At 49.5% G+C, this 17,845-nt stretch carries 16 protein-coding genes, 1 other RNA gene and 1 pseudogene; 15 read left to right on the top strand and 3 right to left on the bottom strand.

The window, feature by feature from the left end; all coding sequences use genetic code 11:
* Window positions 1-40 precede the first annotated feature (40 nt).
* The 8 genes from IPL32_15305 to IPL32_15270 all read left to right on the top strand — a co-directional run bounded on the left by IPL32_15305 (window position 41) and on the right by IPL32_15270 (window position 6,275).
* Window positions 41-595, top strand: coding sequence for an LOG family protein (locus tag IPL32_15305; protein ID MBK8467184.1), 555 nt, complete (start codon window positions 41-43; stop codon window positions 593-595).
* A complete protein-coding gene (locus tag IPL32_15300; GenBank protein MBK8467183.1) occupies window positions 592-1,476 on the top strand; it encodes a TIGR00266 family protein in 885 nt (294 codons plus the stop codon). The genes IPL32_15305 and IPL32_15300 overlap by 4 nt, the downstream gene beginning before the upstream one ends.
* Window positions 1,477-1,552: 76 nt before the next feature.
* Window positions 1,553-3,307 carry a phosphoenolpyruvate--protein phosphotransferase gene (gene ptsP / locus IPL32_15295; GenBank protein MBK8467182.1) on the top strand — a complete coding sequence of 585 codons (1,755 nt, stop codon included), beginning with the start codon at window positions 1,553-1,555 and terminating at the stop codon, window positions 3,305-3,307.
* 85 nt (window positions 3,308-3,392) lie between these two features.
* Window positions 3,393-4,403, top strand: a complete 1,011-nt coding sequence (locus tag IPL32_15290; protein ID MBK8467181.1) for a polysaccharide biosynthesis/export family protein — start codon at window positions 3,393-3,395, stop codon at window positions 4,401-4,403.
* Window positions 4,404-4,466: 63 nt separating this feature from the next.
* Window positions 4,467-4,848: RNase P RNA component class A (gene rnpB / locus IPL32_15285), an RNA gene on the top strand.
* 48 nt (window positions 4,849-4,896) lie between these two features.
* On the top strand, window positions 4,897-5,166 hold the full coding sequence (locus IPL32_15280) for a hypothetical protein (protein MBK8467180.1): 270 nt from the start codon (window positions 4,897-4,899) through the stop codon (window positions 5,164-5,166).
* 90 nt (window positions 5,167-5,256) lie between these two features.
* Window positions 5,257-5,994, top strand: coding sequence for a tetratricopeptide repeat protein (locus IPL32_15275; GenBank protein ID MBK8467179.1), 738 nt, complete (start codon window positions 5,257-5,259; stop codon window positions 5,992-5,994).
* A complete protein-coding gene (locus IPL32_15270) occupies window positions 5,994-6,275 on the top strand; it encodes a hypothetical protein (GenBank protein ID MBK8467178.1) in 282 nt (93 codons plus the stop codon). The genes IPL32_15275 and IPL32_15270 overlap by 1 nt, the downstream gene beginning before the upstream one ends.
* 54 nt (window positions 6,276-6,329) lie before the next feature.
* Here the strand turns inward: IPL32_15270 and IPL32_15265 are convergent, their stop codons facing one another.
* Window positions 6,330-7,220, bottom strand: a complete 891-nt coding sequence (locus tag IPL32_15265; GenBank protein MBK8467177.1) for a prepilin peptidase — start codon at window positions 7,218-7,220, stop codon at window positions 6,330-6,332.
* 695 nt (window positions 7,221-7,915) lie between these two features.
* On the opposite strand from IPL32_15265, the gene IPL32_15260 reads away from it, so the two are divergent.
* Entirely contained in the window at window positions 7,916-8,236 is a 321-nt protein-coding gene (locus IPL32_15260) for a hypothetical protein (GenBank protein ID MBK8467176.1), read from the top strand.
* A 2-nt stretch (window positions 8,237-8,238) separates the two neighbouring features.
* Here the strand turns inward: IPL32_15260 and IPL32_15255 are convergent, their stop codons facing one another.
* Both IPL32_15255 and ftcD read right to left on the bottom strand, forming a co-directional pair.
* Window positions 8,239-8,982: a tetratricopeptide repeat protein gene (locus IPL32_15255; GenBank protein ID MBK8467175.1), complete on the bottom strand. Its 744-nt coding sequence runs from the start codon at window positions 8,980-8,982 to the stop codon at window positions 8,239-8,241.
* A gap of 130 nt (window positions 8,983-9,112) precedes the next feature.
* The gene (gene ftcD, locus IPL32_15250) at window positions 9,113-10,813 is read right to left on the bottom strand and encodes a glutamate formimidoyltransferase (protein ID MBK8467174.1); all 1,701 of its coding nucleotides are present in this window, start codon (window positions 10,811-10,813) and stop codon (window positions 9,113-9,115) included.
* A 182-nt stretch (window positions 10,814-10,995) separates the two neighbouring features.
* Here ftcD and IPL32_15245 point away from each other — a divergent pair, with 182 nt between their 5' ends.
* The 6 genes and pseudogenes from IPL32_15245 (at window position 10,996) to IPL32_15220 (ending at window position 17,819) form a co-directional block, all read left to right on the top strand.
* Window positions 10,996-12,819: an FAD-dependent oxidoreductase gene (locus tag IPL32_15245; GenBank protein MBK8467173.1), complete on the top strand. Its 1,824-nt coding sequence runs from the start codon at window positions 10,996-10,998 to the stop codon at window positions 12,817-12,819.
* 818 nt (window positions 12,820-13,637) lie between these two features.
* A pseudogene (locus tag IPL32_15240) lies at window positions 13,638-13,748 on the top strand (DUF2200 family protein).
* A 28-nt stretch (window positions 13,749-13,776) separates the two neighbouring features.
* A complete protein-coding gene (locus IPL32_15235; protein ID MBK8467172.1) occupies window positions 13,777-14,196 on the top strand; it encodes a hypothetical protein in 420 nt (139 codons plus the stop codon).
* A gap of 53 nt (window positions 14,197-14,249) precedes the next feature.
* Window positions 14,250-16,199 (top strand): 2-oxoacid:acceptor oxidoreductase subunit alpha, encoded by a 1,950-nt coding sequence (locus tag IPL32_15230; GenBank protein MBK8467171.1) that lies wholly within the window; start codon window positions 14,250-14,252, stop codon window positions 16,197-16,199.
* Window positions 16,200-16,324: 125 nt separating this feature from the next.
* Complete coding sequence (locus IPL32_15225; protein MBK8467170.1) at window positions 16,325-16,756, top strand: hypothetical protein; 432 nt, start codon at window positions 16,325-16,327, stop codon at window positions 16,754-16,756.
* Between the two features lie 10 nt (window positions 16,757-16,766).
* The gene (locus IPL32_15220) at window positions 16,767-17,819 is read left to right on the top strand and encodes a 2-oxoacid:ferredoxin oxidoreductase subunit beta (GenBank protein ID MBK8467169.1); all 1,053 of its coding nucleotides are present in this window, start codon (window positions 16,767-16,769) and stop codon (window positions 17,817-17,819) included.
* Window positions 17,820-17,845: the final 26 nt, after the last annotated feature.

Raw genomic sequence — 17,845 nt, 5'->3', positions numbered from 1 at the left:
TCGGCAATCGCTATAATTATTACAACTGGAATCTACTATCGTGATCACTAAATCAAACGAAAAAATTGTAACCATCTTTGGCGGTTCGAAATGTGCAAAGAGTTCGGCTGAGTACCATGAAGCTATGGAGCTTGGAGGCCGTTTGGCCGAGGCGGGTTTTACCATTTGCACTGGCGGCTATTTAGGCATTATGGAAGCGGCCTCGCGCGGAGCTCACGAAAAAGGCGGCCGCGTATTCGGAATTGTCCTGAATCAATTCAAGAATGAGCCGAATAGGTATTTGACCGATAAAGTAGCGACGAACCATTTCTATGAGCGGCTTCAAAACCTTATCACGCGAAGCGTGGGGTTTGTGGCTTTCCGCGGCGGAATGGGAACCGTTACTGAGATATCCCTCGTTTGGAATAAACTCCAAACCGGCGTAATCAAAAAGTGTCCTCTAGTATTGGTCGGCGATTGCTGGAAGCCTGTGATCGAAGCATGGAGAACAAATCTTGCCGTAAGTGATGCCGATGTAAATTTGCTGGATCTTGTTACAAGCGCTGAGGCCGCAGCCGAAATAATTATAAAAAAATCTAAAGGAGTCAAAATATGAACTGCCCGAAATGCAACGCAGAATTAATGGACGGGGCAAAATTCTGCGGCTCGTGCGGCATGGTATTGCAATCCGATCCCATTCCCCAAGCTGCGCCGACATCTACACCAACACCGTCGTATCCTTCGGGCGGAGCCTTTCACTTTGACACCGACGGGAGAGGACAAGGCCGGGGCTACACTTGGGCGATCGAGCATCAAGGAGCGTTCGCACTCGCCGTCGTCAATCTACAAGCCGAACAAACAATATGTGCAGAGGCCGGAGCAATGGTTTCAATGTCTGCAAATATTGACCTTCACTCTGAGTTGAAAGGTGGTGTTTTCGGAGCACTGAAACGCGCCGTCGGCGGTGAGTCGGCATTTGTTTCGACTTTTACGGCGAAAGGCGGACCAGGCGAAGTCACGTTTGCTCCGGGAACCCCCGGTGATGTGGCCGGGCTTGAGATGCAGAATCAGGCGTTCATGGTACAGTCGAGCTCATATCTTGCCGGTGATACGTCATTGACCGTAGATACTAAGTTTGGCGGAGCAAAATCCTTCTTCGGCGGCGAAGGGCTTTTTGTTTTGCAGATTTCTGGAACGGGTCTGTTGCTAGTCTCTTCATTCGGCGCGATACACAGGCGAACGCTCAGGCCCGGCGAACAATACGTTGTCGATACAGGACATCTAGTCGCATGGGAAGGCCATATGCAATACAACCTTCGAAAAGCAGCAAAGAGTGGCTATCTACGAAGTTTGCTGAGCGGTGAAGGCATGGTTGCTGAGTTTGTCGGCCCAGGCGAGATACTTATACAAACAAGGAATTTGGCGGCGTTTGCTGGTTTATTAAAACCGTTCTTCCCGTCACAAGGCGGCGGAAGCGGTTTTAGCTTTGGAAACTAATGGAACGTTTCCTTGGCTATCGCGTATTTGTATAAGCGCTTTGACTGAAACGAAACAAGCATCGGATATTATTCGAGTGAACCGCGAACAACGGATTCCGGCTCTTGCCGTATCTCGTGGCATCGGGATCGGACAGATCGTTTTTTTACGCGGTGAAAATATACGCTCCGTTAGGTTTGATCTTAACTCAGAAGAAACCGAAGCCGAACTGTTACGATTCAAAGCGGCTCTCGACAAATCTATATTGCGGCTTCATGAGATTGCCTCGAACGATGATCCCAACGAACCCGTTTCAGGCATCTTCGGTGTGCATCTCCTTATACTCGAATCCTCATTCGCAGAAAAGATCCAGACGTTTATTCACGAAGAACGCGTAAATGCCGAGTGGGCGATACGGATGATCTCGGATCACTACATAAAACAGCAAGAAAGTGTGTCTGACATTAGTTTTAGGGATAAATACCTTGATATAAAAGACGTCGCAAACCATCTTTTAAAGGAGCTTAACGGCTCACACGCCGCTGATCCGACGGTCTCGGGATCAGTGATCGTCGCACGCGATCTAAGCCCTTCCACAATAATAGAGATCGCTAAGAAGAAACCGGTCGCGATCATCACCGAATTGGGCGGTTGGACATCGCACTCTTCTATTCTTGCTCGTGAATTTGATCTGCCGATGGTCTCTGGTGTTAGAAATCTCGAACAGTTCGTCTCTGCCGGTGATTGTGTCATTGTTGACGGTGTTAATGGCGAGATCATATTAAATCCGAGCGACAAAACTGTTGCAGAATTCGAAGCTCTCGGTAAACCTGACAAACATTCGGGCATACATATTTCTCATAACAATGAAGCCGCCAAAACGAACGACGCAACTCACTTTTTGATCCGTGCCAATATTGACAAGCCGGAATCTTATGAGACAGCAAAAAACATGGGCGCTCAAGGAATCGGGCTATATAGATCCGAGTCATTATTGCGTCAATCAGGACCAATTCCAACGGAAGACCAGCAATTTGAGGCCTATTGCCAAATTGCGGATGCCGTCGGCGAACATGGTGTTAAGATCCGCACCTTTGATGTCGGTGTTGAGCGATTTGGCAGCGATGCACATTGGGTAGAGCGAAATCCTTCGCTTGGTCTTCGGGCTATCCGCCTCAGCCTTGCTGATCCTACACATTTTCGGATACAGATCCGTTCACTGTTACGGGCAGCTTTCGGCAGAAATATCGACATCGTTCTTCCAATGATATCCGGCGTGGGTGAAATAACTCGTTCGAAAGCGATCATTGAGGAAGAACGATTCGATCTCATCAAGTCAGGCATCGACATTGGCAAACCAAAATTAGGTGCGATGATCGAAACCCCGTCTGCTGTCCTCACAGCATTTGACATCGCAACGCAGGTGGACTTTTTGTGTCTCGGAACAAACGATCTGGTTCAATATCTGCTCGCGGTCGATCGTGATAACGATGCGGTTGCCGACTGGTATCAAACACTTCATCCGGCCGTGATCCGTGCGATCGCTAGTGTATTTGATGCGGCACAGAAAGCTGATATCCCCGTTTCTGTCTGCGGTGAGATGGCTGGTTCACCTTTTTATGTTCCGGTTTTATTAGGACTCGGAGCACGCGAATTTAGCATGAACACAACCTCGATCCCGCAGGTCCTTCAATTACTTACCGGTATTTCTCTTCCAGATTCAATTGCTTTGGTTACAAATATACAAAGCCTGCTCACGGCAGAAGAGATTGAGGGCTGCCTACGCGAATATTATCTCAAAAATTGGTCCGCCCTATTTCCGCTGGATTTTCTTAACTCTCGTTTTCGTTAATATCCCTCAAAAAATAGAAATTTGTTTGTTTTGGCATTTTATTTGATTGAACTCTAGTAGTTATACGAGTGTTGAAGTGCCAAATATGAAAGTACCAAACAAACGGTTGATGATAATTGCGGCGGCGTCAATGCTGTTCACCAGCATGGCGGGCTTCGCTCAAATTTCCGGCAGCAGTAAACGAAATAATCCTTATTCGCCGAGCCCAGCTGGAAGAAACGATGAAAAACAAGTAGCTGTGGTTTCGGCAAAAATTGACCCGGTTGAGGCAGTTTTTATCATGCAAAGCCAAAATAGTCCCATTTTGGAAGAGCGTCCGAATATCGCCCAAACGACAGTCAAGTTTGCCAAAAGGATCGAATCGAATTCTCGCACGCCAACCGAAATTTACAAGGTTGGAATCGGTGACGTGTTATTGATCAATCTTAAGAATTCGCCTCAAGGTTCCCGCTATTGCACCGTTCGCTCCGACGGCACGATAAATTTTCCGCTTGCCGGTGAAGGCCTTATCGCTGCGGGACAAACTGTCGAGGTGATCGAGGAAATGCTTGCCAGCGGCATTACGTTGTTTCCCGACCCGCAGATCGAAGTAAGGGTACGCGAATTCGGAAGTCACAAGATCACAATCTCAGGGTTAGTTGAAAATCCAGGCGAGAAAAATCTTCAACGCGAAGCCATGCCGCTGTATGCTATACGCTCCGAAGCGGTGGTGAGCCCAAAAGCTACGAAAGCCCTTATAAGACGAGCTCCGCTTGTAAAGCTAGAATCTTACGATCTGGAAAACGCGGAAACGGATAACGTACTTATCTATCCAGGCAATTCGGTTGAGTTTATTTCCGATAATCGTTCCAAATCTTACTACATCACAGGCGAAGTGAATTCTACGGGGCAAAAGGACTACTCTTCCGGCCTAACTCTGTATCAAGCGGTGATAGCAGCGGGCGGAGCCAAAGGCAATCCGAAAAAGGCAATGATCGGGCGTAAAGACGACAAGGGTTTATTCTCAAGCACCGAATACAATCTTCGGTCAATAAAAGATGGCAAGGCTGCTGATCCGGTCTTGGAATCAGGCGATGTTATCGAGATCCGAAAATAGCATTGATATAAAATGGATTTGAATGTTCAACATTTTTTGCTATAATTTTCGAGCCTTGACAGTGAAGCGTGTTGGGTGATCGCTTTGACGCAAGTGAAAGAGGAAAGTCCGAACACCATAGGGCAGCGAGCCGGATAACGACCGGGAGTTTGAGCAATCAAACGACGACAAGTGCAACAGAGAATAAACCAGCCTCGAAAGAGGTGATGGGTGAAACGGTGAGGTAAGAGCTCACCGGCGTGGCTGGTAACAGTCGCGGCCAGGTAAACTCCTCGCGGTGCAAGGCCAAATAGGGAAACGTGATTGAGCTGCTCGCTCAGTGCCGAAGTAATTCGGCGGCGTTTCCGGGTAGGCCGCTCGAGCCATGTGGCAACGCATGGCCTAGATGAATGATCATCACCCGTGAAAACGGGAACAAGATTCGGCTTATAGACGCGCTTCACTTCTTGGTTTTATCAAGCGTCTTTAGAATAACAGGAGAAATTTCTTTTTTATGGCAAACAGGAAAGGTGTATTTATCGGTGCGTATGTCCCGAATGAATTGAAAGAGTCGCTTCGCAGAAGAGCGGCCGGTGAACATCGTACACTCTCGCAGGAAATAACACGCATACTTGTCGAAGCAGTTCACGGTAAAGGCTTACCTGCTGGGAGTGTTGACCGCCGCGGCAATGCGATCGTCCCGCGTCGCCGTGCGACCGATCCGCCGATCCGCCGCAGGGCCGAAGATCTTCCATATATCGCTCCGGAAGGAAAAAAGAAATAGTTTGAGTTTTCAAATATCTATGCTGCGTTGCTGAATTTGTTTTCGGCAACGCTTTTTTTGTATTAGCTTGGTCTGGTAACATCGTTGCAGATGCATAAGAACACGTTGTTATTCATAATACTCGCGCTATTCGCTGGTTTCGTCGGCGGATTCTGGCTAGCCAATTCTCTAAATCGTTCCGCGATCAATACAGCCGCTCCTCAAACATCTAGCGCCGCGTCAAATGCCAACAGTCCGCAGATCAAAGGCGAACTTGATCTAACTGATGAAGAGATCAACGCGAAGATCGCAGAAGCGGATAAGAACGCCGGAAATTTCGGCTTTCAAAAAGAACTCGGCACAGCACTGTATCACTACTCCGCAATGAAGCAGGACTTTAATTTGCTTACAGAAGCGGCTCGAATATTGAATCGGGCCAACTCACTCAAATCCAAAGATCTCGACGTCCTTACAGCTCTTGGCCACGCTCATTTTGATATTGGCTTTGCAAAAAAAGATGCTGCCGAATATCAAAAAGCTCGCGAGATATACACAGACGCTCTCGAAATAAAACCCGGCGATGCTGACATTTCAACCGACCTAGGCTTAACCTACTTTCTCCAAGAGCCGCCTTCGTATGACAAAGCCGCTGCCCAACTGCAAAAGGTCATTGACGCCAATCCAAAACATACGCGGTCACTGCAATTTATTGTTCGCGTTCTCATCAAGCAAAACAAACTGCCGGAAGCCGAGAAAGCCCTCGAAAAATTAAGATCCATCGATCCTAACTACAACGTCATACCTGAACTCACATCTGAATTATCAGCGGCTCGTGGCGGCGGCCAATAATGAAAGAAGCGTTTATCATACTTCTTGTCGTTCTAGTTTTGGCAGCGCTGACCGCAGTGAAATATCGCAAACAAATCGCCGGGATGATCGGTTTTGCCAGGATCCTGAAGGAAGCTAAACAAAACATTGCTCAGGGTTCAAACAACTTACGAGGCACGGCTGAAAAAAGTGTTCCACTTGTCAATTGCACAAAATGCGGTGTTTGGGTGCCGCAGAACAAAGCCAGAAAAGTCGGCGATTTATATCTCTGCTCGGAACATCGGGCTGAAACGCGAGTGTAAACGAGCGTGCATTGTCGCCGTTGGCACGCTCGTTCACACTCGCGTTTCCCCCCGCTACACAAATCTACCTAAATACCACTCGATCATTCTGTCACCGAATAGCATCGCGACAATTGAACCGATCCCAAGGAATATACCAAACGGTATCTGCATCTGAAGATCTTTGTCCTTTTGTCTTGAAAGCATAATCACGCCCGCTAAAGCACCGGTAAATGCACCTATAAAGATCGTTAAGATCGTCAAACGCCATCCGAAAAGTGCTCCGATCCCGAGGAGCAATTTCACATCGCCCAAACCCATCGCATCAACTCCGCGAAGTGCCTTCCAGATCGCTCCGACCAACCACAAGGAGCCGCCGCCGATCAGAGCTCCGAATAACGCTCCTGCGAGCGATACGGCCCACATCGGATAACCTTGCAGATAAGAGATCGGTGCGAAAGCCGTGTCCGAAAAAACAACCTCGGGAAAAACGATCGGATAAACTGCACGAATGACCAACGCGATCGCGAACATCGGATAAGTGATCACGTTCGGCAAGATCATATGCTCGGCGTCGATAAAAATAAGCGCGAGCATCGCCGAAGTAAACGCCAACGCGACCGGCAAATATGCCGTCATTCCGATCTGCCAATACACCAGACAAAACACCAACGCCGTCAAAAGTTCGATCGCCGGATATCGCATCGAGATCGGCTCTTTGCAGTTGCTGCATTTACCGCCGAGCATCAGCCAACCGAAGATCGGTATGTTGTGATACGGCTTGATCGCCGTGTCGCATTTCGGACATTTCGAGCTGCCCATTAACGACTTCTCATTCGGCACGCGATAGATGACGACATTCAAAAAGCTGCCGATACACGCCCCGAACAGGAACACAAAGATATACGCAATAAATTCCGGCAAGCCAGTAAGCTGCTCGAATGACGCTAAGAGTATTGTTTGCATGAATATTGTCAGAACCAGCGTAAGCGGTGGCCGGTCTATCAGAAGAATCCAAGGACTTATCGGACGAGAACCGCCCAAAATGATAATAATCCCTTTGCCAAAAAAAGGGAAGACAATCATTCCGTTCCACACCGTTCCACTTCGCTGTGGAACGCGCAACTCACCATTTTTATTGGAGTTACGGCGTTTTTTGGCATCTATTCCATGATTTTTGAAAAAAAATTATTCAATACGATGTGAAATCCATAAACCTAGTGTTTGCATAGTTTAAGCTATTTCACATCATTGGAACGACTCGATCTTCGGTGGAACGGTCACACACCGTTCACTATTCGTCATTTTCAGTTGTCAAATATCTATTTGGCTCTAGCTATGAGGGTAGCATGACTTGCATATTCAGTCAATAGTTTTATTTGTGCAACAACACGGCCTTTCCGCGTCTCGCGGCACATAGCCACGTTGTGTACGGCGTGGTATGAATTTGATATACGATCCATCCTGTTTCAAAGGGCTTACGGTTCAGAGTTACGCCTTCAGGCGTGAAAAGCATCGCGGCTAAAGCCGTAACTCTAAACAAAGGACGGTAAACCGCCTCTAGACCATTGTTGAAACTAACCACGTGCTAAAGCAACGAGGCTATTTGCCCTGCGGGAAAGCCTCGTCAACGAGGCTGAAAGAAACATTCCGAGAAAAGCGTGGCTGGGCATCTTTTTTTGGCTTTTTGGGCTTTCTTGGTGACTTCTTCGACTAGCGGAAGGTTCATTCGTACGCCGTCGAGGATCTGCTGGACGGTTTACTATCTGCAATTTATCAAATGGCTGGAACATTTCGGGCTTGAACTTACATTGTTGTTAGCGAAGGTCGTCACGGGAGCAGTTGTTGCAATCGGAGTGACGGCTAATGATGGAATTGACCGGTGCGCACGAACCGCCGAAACGGACAAGTCTAGCGATGAAAGACATGCTAACTTCACGTCACGTCGAAGGACTTGTTGGGCTACGCCTCTTCGCATCTAGCCTTACTTGTTGAAGAGTAATTCTTTGAGCTTTTCTGCATGTTCAGGACTCGACTTCTCCAAATATAGATAATGAATCGTCGCAAAACCTCGATTGCCCTGCGCCAGATACACCAATGCAAGTTGATAGCGAGCTTCATTGTCTTGTGGTTTCAACAACACGGTCTGAGCTAAAGCCTCTTCCGCTTCCTTCAATTTATTGAGTTGCCGATATGTCACCCCCAAATTAAAGAAGTAATCCGCATCTTTATCATTGAGCCTCGTGGCTTCTTTGAACGCTTCAGCGGCTTCTGCAAATTGCCCCAGATCGGAGTAGGCTACACCAAGATTGTAATAGGCCTTATCATATTTGGGATTGCGCTTGATGGATTCTTTCAGGAAAGTAACGGCATCTTTGGGCGAGCCTGCCATACCATGAGTCACACCCAGGCCATAAAGCGCATCAGCAAAATTCGGCTTAAGCTGAAGTGCTTGCTTGTAGGATTCTAGCGCATCTGGAAAGCGTCCTGCGCCACGATATGCATTGGCAAGTTGCACCAGCGCATTCGCGTTCTTCGGGTCAACTTTAATGATTCCCTTAAAGATTTCGATAGCAGTGTCGTACTTTTCCTCTTTAATCAACTTTACACCTTTATCGTAAGTTGCCTGTTTCGACTTATCCTGAGCAATTGTTTGCAAGGCGCATAACAGTAGCATCATGAAAACCATCATGAGCACTGCAAGCGTGGCTAATTTTGATCTCACCATATTCTCTCCATTTCTTTGTACGTTAATCACCGGAAGAAGCCCAACTATTGATTAACACCAACGCGATTGATAATACACCAAACGTCGGTATTATCAACGAAACCCAGCGAATTGCGAAGTGATCCTTATGTCATGAACCGATCTTGCTGTTCACAAGGGCCATGATCTCGGATTCCTGTTGGATCGCTTGCTGTTCGATCTCGGCCCCGCGTTTTACGAGATCGTCGGCGAAGGCTTTGTCCTTTAATCCCGCGGCGTTTATTTTTACGTTGAGGTAGGCTCCCATAATGGCGGAGCGGGCGCAGAGGGCTCCTACTCCGGCGTCGGTGACTGAGTTGGGGTTTCCTGACTCCACCATCGCTTTTATTATTTCGAATGCGTCGAAGGTGCGCTGCATTGTGCGGAAAGGGATCTCGGTGGCGTATTTTGTTGCTTCCTGAATGGCAGATGTTCGGGCCTCTTTTTCTTCGTCGGTCGTTTTGGGCAGGCCGAAGGCGTCCATTACTTTGTTGAAGGCGTTAGTGTCCTCATCGACCAAAGCGAGCAGGTCGTCCTTGATCTGCTGGCCCTTGACTGCCCAGTCGGAAAACTCTTCCCAACGGTCGTCCCAGCCGGCTTTGTGCGAGGAGAGATTGGCGACCATTGTCGCGAGCGCGGCTCCGAGAGCACCCATGTAAGCCGAGATCGAGCCGCCGCCGGGAGCGGGCGATTCGGAAGCGGTCTCGTCGGCAAATTCCGCACAGGTCATATCGATGAGCTTTTTCATTTGTTCTCCTGCGGCTAGAACGTATTCGATGATCTTCTCGTTCGGATCGAAAGGTTTTAGATCATCGAGCCCCATCGACTTGATGGCGATCTTGATAATCTCAGCCTCGGTAACGCCGAGCGAGCGGCCTTGTTTTGTCAGATAATATTTTCCGGCGTCAATGATCGCTTTTTTAGGGACAAGGCCGACGATCTCAAGCCCCGTGACACGCAGGCCACGCTTCGCCGCTTTTTCGCTGACCTCGTCAAAGGCAATATGCAGCGGCGTCTGGGAAAGGTTGGTGATATTCATCGAAACCTGTGCAATGCCGTATTCCGCGATGAACCAGCCGATGGCTTTTGTGCCTTTGAGGGTGCCAGGGATCATCACTTGCTCGCCATTCTCGTCCAGCACGACCTTGCCGGTGATCGGATTGCCTTCACGCTTTGCTCGGCCTTTTTCGCGAACGTCAAATGCGATCGCGTTCGCTCGCCGCGTCGAGGTCGTATTGAGATTAAAATTTACCGCGATCAAAAAATCTCTCGCACCGACCGCTACGGCTCCCGAACGCGCGACACTTTCATTGAATTCTGCCGGACCGAAGTCGGGCTTCCAATCTGACGAACCGATCTTATCTTTCAATCCTTCGTACTCGCCTTCACGGCAATTGGCGAGGTTGCGGCGTTTTTCTTCGGTCGCGGCGTTCTCGTAAAGATAGACGGGAATGTTGAGTTCGTCGCCGATGCGTTTTCCAAGTTTACGTGCAAACTCCGCGACCTCTTCCATCGTAACGCCTGAGATAGGAACGAGCGGACAAACATCCGTCGCTCCAAAACGCGGATGATCGCCTTTGTGATGACGCATGTCGATAAGTTCCTGCGCCTTTTTGACGGCTTGAAACGCGGCTTCGACGATCTCGTCGGGCGTTCCGACGAATGTCACGACCGTTCGATTGGTCGAGTAACCGGGATCGACATCAAGCAGCTTAACGCCATCGATCTTTTCGACTTCGTCGGTGATCTGTTTGATAACCGCCATATCACGGCCTTCGCTGAAATTTGGAACACATTCGATTAGTTTTCTCATATGGTTGAAATTGACACTTATTTTACCCACGAAACACACGAAATGCACGAAACAGAAATAATTTGATTTTTTCGTGGCTTTCGTGAGTTTCGTGGATAATTCTTTCGAGCTTCGGCTAGCAAAGATTTCGAACATCATTTATTATTTTGATGTAAACACCTGATACAAAGGAACTAAACGATTTGAAGCCAACCGACATAAAAGATCCGGAATATTTTCACAAAGTGGTGGATTGCCAGTACGCATGTCCCGCGCACACGCCTGTACCGGAATACATCCGCCTGATCGCCGAAGGTAAATATACTGAAGCGTACATGATCAACTGGGATTCGAACGTGTTTCCCGGCATTTTGGGACGCACATGCGATCGTCCATGCGAACCGGCTTGCCGACGCGGACGCATCGACGAAGAACCAGTTGCTATTTGCAGATTGAAACGCGTTGCGGCTGACAATAAAGACGAAGTAAAACACCTGATGCCGCAGGCGCCTTTTAAACCGAACGGCAAGAAGATCGCTTTGATCGGTGCGGGACCGGCTTCTTTGACCGTTGCGAGAGATCTTGCTCCGCTTGGTTACGAGATACATCTGTTTGACGAGCAGATCAAAGGCGGCGGTTTTATGCGGTCGCAGATACCGGCGTTTCGTCTGCCTGAACGCGTGCTTGAGGAAGAGGTTGATTACATTCTCGATCTCGGAATTCATACGCATTTCAAACATTATGTTGATTCGCTGAAAGGGGTGCTTGAGCAGGATTACGACGCGGTGTTTGTCGGAACCGGAGCTCCTCGAGGCCGCGACCTGCCCGATCTGCCGGGACGACAGGAAGGTGCGGCGAATATTCACATCGGCATCAACTGGCTCGGCAGCGTGGCATTTGAACATACGGAAAAGATCGGCAAACGCGTGATCGTTCTCGGCGGTGGAAACACTGCGATGGATTGCTGCCGCACGGCACGGCGCTTAGGTGGAGAAGACGTGAAGGTAATTGTGCGTTCGCCGTTTGCTTCGATGAAAGCTTCGCCTTGGGAAAAGGAAGACGCTCAGCACGAAGATATTCCCATTATCGACAACCACGTTCCAAAATCTTTTGTTATCGAAGACGGCAAGCTTGTCGGGATGACGTTTGAAAAGGTCGAAGCTGTTTTTGATGAGAATGGCAAACGCAGTCTCGTTCCAACGGGCGAAGATGATGTGTTTTATCCCGCAGACGATGTTCTTATTGCTGTCGGCCAGGAAAACTCGTTTCCGTGGATCGAGCGTGACGCCGGGCTGGAGTTCGACAAGTGGGAAATGCCGGTTGTTGATAAGACGACGTTCCAATCGACCAATCCCAAAGTCTTCTTCGGCGGCGATGCGGCATTTGGTCCGGAGAACGTCATCACGGCGGTTGCTCACGGGCATCAGGCGGCTGTTTCTATCGACTTGCTGTGCAGCGGTAAAGATCTCGTTAACGAACGGCTTCACCCGATGGTGAATCTTGTCTCGCAAAAGATGGGCATCCACGAATGGGCGTATGACAGCGAGATCGACGAATACGACCGCCTCGTCGTGCCGCAAGCGCCGAAGGCAATTACGCTCGCGAGCCGCAAGCAAGAGGTCGAGATGGGCTTTGATCCGCTCGCCGGTTACAAAGAGGCCGAGCGTTGCCTCAACTGCGATGTGCAGACCGTCTTTGACGCTCCGAAGTGCATCGAGTGCGACGCGTGCGTCGATATCTGCCCGACGGCTTGCATCACGTTCACGACGGACGGCGAAGAGCCTGAACTGCGTCCGCGTCTGAAGGTTCCGGCACTAAATTTAACCCAAGACATCTACGTCGCCGACGGCCTCAAGACCGGCCGCGTCATGGTCAAAGACGAAGACGTCTGCCTCCACTGCGGCCTCTGCGCAGAACGCTGCCCCACCGCCGCCTGGGACATGCAAAAATTCTGGTACAACGTCACCAAAGCCGGCGAAGTGAAGTACGGTAACTTCGTGCAGATAGAACGGAATGGAGCGATCTAGTTCGAAGCGGGCGTATCCACTAAATGACGAATCTTAAGAAATACAGATTCGAGTACGTGCTCGTGATTGGTGCGATGGTTGCGAGTGCTGGCGGCTTCTGGAATATCTTTTTAGGTCCCGAGGCGAAGCCTAGTGCGTACCACTTTTTCCACGTCATCACGGTCTTTGTCTGGTTGATCTTGCTGCTCCTGCAACTCAACCTCATCGGAAAGAAGGGCTTCCTGAACCATAAGAGTATCGGGCTCTTGATTCTTTTCTTTGGGCCTTTGTTCGTAGCGACTACGGCGGTGATGACAATTCATTCTGCGAACAAGGGCGTGATCTCGGGTAAAGGCGACCCTTTGTTTGTGCAAAACGTGATGGGCACGTTTGAAGTGGCGGTCTTGATCCTGCTTGCTTTTGTTGTTAGGAAAAGAAGGGCATTGCATGGAGCGTTTCTCCTGAGCACGGTGCTGGCATTCACGGGGGTCGCTCTGTTTTTCCTGCTTCTCGCGTTTGTTCCTCAGTTCAAGATCGAAGGCCCGGAAACCTTTTACCGATTCGCATATGCCGCGATAACGGGTCTCGTTATTCGCCTTATTATCGGAATCCTCTTTTTCCTAAAAGATCGGAGGAACAATTGGCCACTGCTGGTTACCGGTATAATGCCGGCATCTAGTATCCTGGTCGGTGCAGTTCTCGAAAGCTACGAGCTTATGAATCCATCAACCGCCTTCGTGGGCTCATTCAATGAAATCATGACCTTTAGCGGTAGCTTTGTGATCATGCTCGTTCTATTGCTGTCAACGGGAATTCTGGCTACGAAGAAAGCGGTGATGCGCGTCGAAAACATCGAAGACGCTCTAACGTAAAAGATCCGCCAGCTCGACAAACTGAGCGACGAACTCGCGAAAGGCAAAAAGATGGAGAAGATACTGAGAACGGCGTAGTAATGTTTATCAATAAGGGAGGAACAACATGCGAATAGCAAGGCGATTTTTTAGCTCGGTGCTGATACTGGCGACAGTTCCAGGTCTGATATTTGGACAAACTCCATGTGCTCCTCAAAAACACGCCAAACTTCCGTTTGTTCTAGACCTGACCTATCACAAGGCGAGACCAAGGCTTCTGCGAGCAGGATGGCAACCGTACCCAACGATTCATCACAATGACATTACAAATCCAAGAATTTCTTACGGTAGTGCCAAAATCTTTTGGAAAAAGGGCTATTGGGAAATAGAGGAGTGTGCTGGAACCGGCCTGGATCCTTGCGCATTCTTATTCGAGGATGCCTACGGCAACAAACTCCGCGTGACGACGGCTGGCGAAGAACATCCGGGACAAAAGTACGTCGCAAGGGTCACAGGCTATAAATTCGTTTGCGGTGACTTAGACTAAGTGAATGAGTGCTAATTACGGCGGGACCAGAATAGCGATATAATAGAAAGCGAATGAATGAGAGTAAGATAAACGATTTCGTAGTTAGATTTGCGAACGTCAATGGCACGGGTTCGGCGTCGGCTAATGCTTTGTTTACGAAGGCGGTGTTTCGGATGGGCGTGCCGGTGACGCCGAAGAACATTTTCCCTTCGAATATTCAGGGTTTGCCGACTTGGTACGAGGTGCGTGTCTCGGAGAAAGGTTATTTGGGGAGACGAGAGGGCATCGATCTGATGATCGCGGTCAATCCGCAGTCAATGAAGCGAGATTATGCGGACGTACACGCGGGCGGATACTTTCTTTATGACTCGTCGAAGCCTTTGCCGCCTTCATATGAGCGTACCGATATCACGCTCATTGGCATTCCACTGATGAACCTTGTTAATGCCGCGTTCAGTGACCCTCGTCAGCGGATGCTATTTAAGAACATTGTTTACATTGGAGCTCTGTCTGTGCTCTTTGGGATGGACTTCAAGGTGCTCGAAGGGCTTATTCAGGACCAGTTCAAAGGCAAAGAAAAGTTGATCGAACCTAATTACAAAGCTCTGCAGCTCGGCATCGACTGGGTGCGTGACAATTTTGACAAGCCATTCGACCTGAAACTCGAAACTCGTGACCTGCTCGGTGACAAGATACTTTTCAGCGGCAACTCGGCATGTGGGCTCGGGGCAATATACGCCGGTGCGACCGTAGCCGCGTGGTACCCGATCACGCCTTCGACATCGGTCGTCGATGCGTTTGCGAAATACGCCGCGAAATACCGCGTCGATCCCGAAACGGGCAAGAACAATTACGCCATCGTCCAAGCCGAGGACGAACTCGCCGCGATCGGTATGGTGATGGGAGCGTGCTGGAATGGAGCCCGAGCATTCACCGCCACAAGCGGCCCGGGAGTTTCGCTGATGAACGAATTCCTCGGGTTGGGCTACTTCGCCGAGGTGCCGACCGTTCTGATAGACGTCCAACGGACAGGACCTTCGACCGGTATGCCGACGCGAACGCAGCAATCTGATATTCTACTTGCCGCCTACGCATCGCACGGCGACACTAAACATCCTTTACTTTTTCCAGCCTCTCCAAAAGAGTGCTTTGAGATGACAGCTGACGCCTTTGACCTGACGGAACGCCTCCAAACACCTGTCATCATCATGACCGACCTCGACCTCGGCATGAACGATCATGTCACCGATTCACTTGTCTGGAACGATACGCGTGCGTTTGATCGTGGAAAGGTTTTGACCACCGAACAGCTTGATCGCATCTCAGAAACCAGAGCCGCAGCCATCGAGGGTAACGGAAATGGCCATCACGCCGACCTTCCCGGCAATGACGGCAGTGAAGAGACCGCAGGCCAGCCGCTTGAGCAGTTCAAGGGCAAGTTCGGTCGCTATCTTGACATAGACGACGACGGTATCCCGTACCGCACAATCGCCGGCACTCACACCACCTACGGAGCCTTTGTCACCCGCGGCTCATCCCGCGACGAATACGCCGTCTATACCGAGGACGGCGACGTTTATCGACGCAACATGGAACGCTTGATGCGTAAATGGGACACCGCGAAGGAACTCGTCCCGCAACCGGAGTTTTATTCACCGCAGAGACGCGACGACATTAAGTCAGAACCTGGAGCAGCAGCGACTGGGTTGAGTGACGGAGTGATTTATTTCGGCACATCCACGTACGCCGCCGAGGAGGCGTTAGAGTTTCTCGCGGAAGAGGGAATTCACCTCGACGCTATGCGTGCCCGTGCATTCCCGTTTAGCAAATCTTTCCAAGATTTTGTTGACACCCACGAACGCATCTTTGTCATCGAGCAAAACCGCGATGCACAATTCAAAAGCCTGATGATGATCGATTTAGGCGTCGATGCATCGAAATTGATCTCTGTTTTGAACTACGATGGTATGCCGATCACGGCGGATAATATTTACGGGCAGATTAAAGGAGTTGTTTCGTGACCATCGGTCGAATTTTCGTTTTTGTTTTATTGTTATTCGCGGGTCTCGTGTTGTCTTCTACTGGACAGCTACAATCCATACGCTCTGTAGATTTTGCTAACTTCACATATCCTTGGCCACCGGACATGATTGACCCCGTTCAACCGAAGCGAAAATTTACCTTGACGAACGGTGAATTTAAATGCACTAAGGATCAAATGGGCGTCACGCTGAGTCGCGTAACATATGGTGACGTTACGGGAGACGGAATCGAAGAAGCGATCGTGAGTATGAGCATTCAAACTGGAGGGTCGGCAATTCCTGGCGTAGTTTATGTTTATTCTCTTCGTTCGGAACGTCCATCGCCGTTGTGGTCTTTTTCGACAGGTGATCGGGCTGATGGAGGTCTACGTGAAGTGTATTCCGAAAAAGGAAGTCTCATAGTCGAGTTATTCGGACCACAGAAAAAGGACGAAGCCGATGGGCAACAGAAACGATTTACGCGAACGCGATACATATGGAATAACAGCCGCTTTCGGCAAAAGGCCACAAAGGAAATTATAGAGTTAGCAACCTAGCGACAACAGTATGACCTACTTACGATCAACATTTCGACATCCGGCACTACCGAAGAACGACCTTGGGTACACGGTCGATTATTATGAGGGTTCGCTTTCGACGCTTTGTGCGGGGTGCGGGCATGATTCTATTAACGCGGCTATTGTTCAGGCGTGTTGGGAGATGAACATCGAGCCGCACAAGGTGGCTAAGCTATCGGGCATCGGCTGTTCTTCGAAATCGCCGGCATACTTTTTGTCGAACTCTCACGGGTTTAATTCGGTGCATGGGCGTATGCCCAGCGTTGCAACTGGAGCGAATCTCGCGAACCGCGACCTGATCTATTTTGGCGTCTCGGGTGACGGCGACACGGCTTCGATCGGGATGGGGCAGTTCGTGCATGTCGTGAGGCGAAACCTGAATATGGTTTACCTCGTGATGAACAACGGCTGCTATGGCCTGACAAAAGGCCAGGATTCCGCGACCGCAGACGCAGGATCGAAAAGCAAAGCTGGAAGCGTCAATTTATTCGAGGCGATAGACCTTGCAAGCCTCGCAATTGAACTTGGAGCGACATTTGTCGGTCAGAGCTTCTCCGGCGACAAAGAACAGCTCACGCCCTTGCTCAAAGCCGCGATGAAGCATAAAGGGTTTGCTTTTTTGAATGTTATCTCGCCTTGCGTGACATTCAACAACAATACTGGCTCAACAAAATCGTACGATTACGTTCGCGAACACGTCGAGGCAACATCGACCATGGATTTTGTGCCGCTGATGCGTGAGATCACAGCGAGTTACGAAGCTGGCGACATATCAGACATAACAATGCACGACGGGTCGGAGATACGGCTGCACAAACTGCAAAAAGATTGGGATCCGATGAATCAATTCTCTGCGATCAATGCGATGCAGCGGGCAAAGCAAAAAGGGGAGATATTAACCGGCCTGCTCTATATTGATGACGATTGCAACGACCTGCACGATATGCTCGCGACGAGCGAACAGCCTTTGAATAAACTCAGTAAAGAAATTTTATGTCCAGGCTCGGATGCACTGTTTAAACTTAACTCCTCACTTCGTTAGTAAAACTTTTTAGCCACGAATGTCAC

Source organism: Chloracidobacterium sp. (genome assembly GCA_016711345.1).
In the GTDB taxonomy this organism is placed as follows: domain Bacteria; phylum Acidobacteriota; class Blastocatellia; order Pyrinomonadales; family Pyrinomonadaceae; genus OLB17.
The sequence above is the reverse complement of the archived record's forward strand: the minus strand, read 5'-3'. Positions and strand labels throughout refer to the sequence as shown.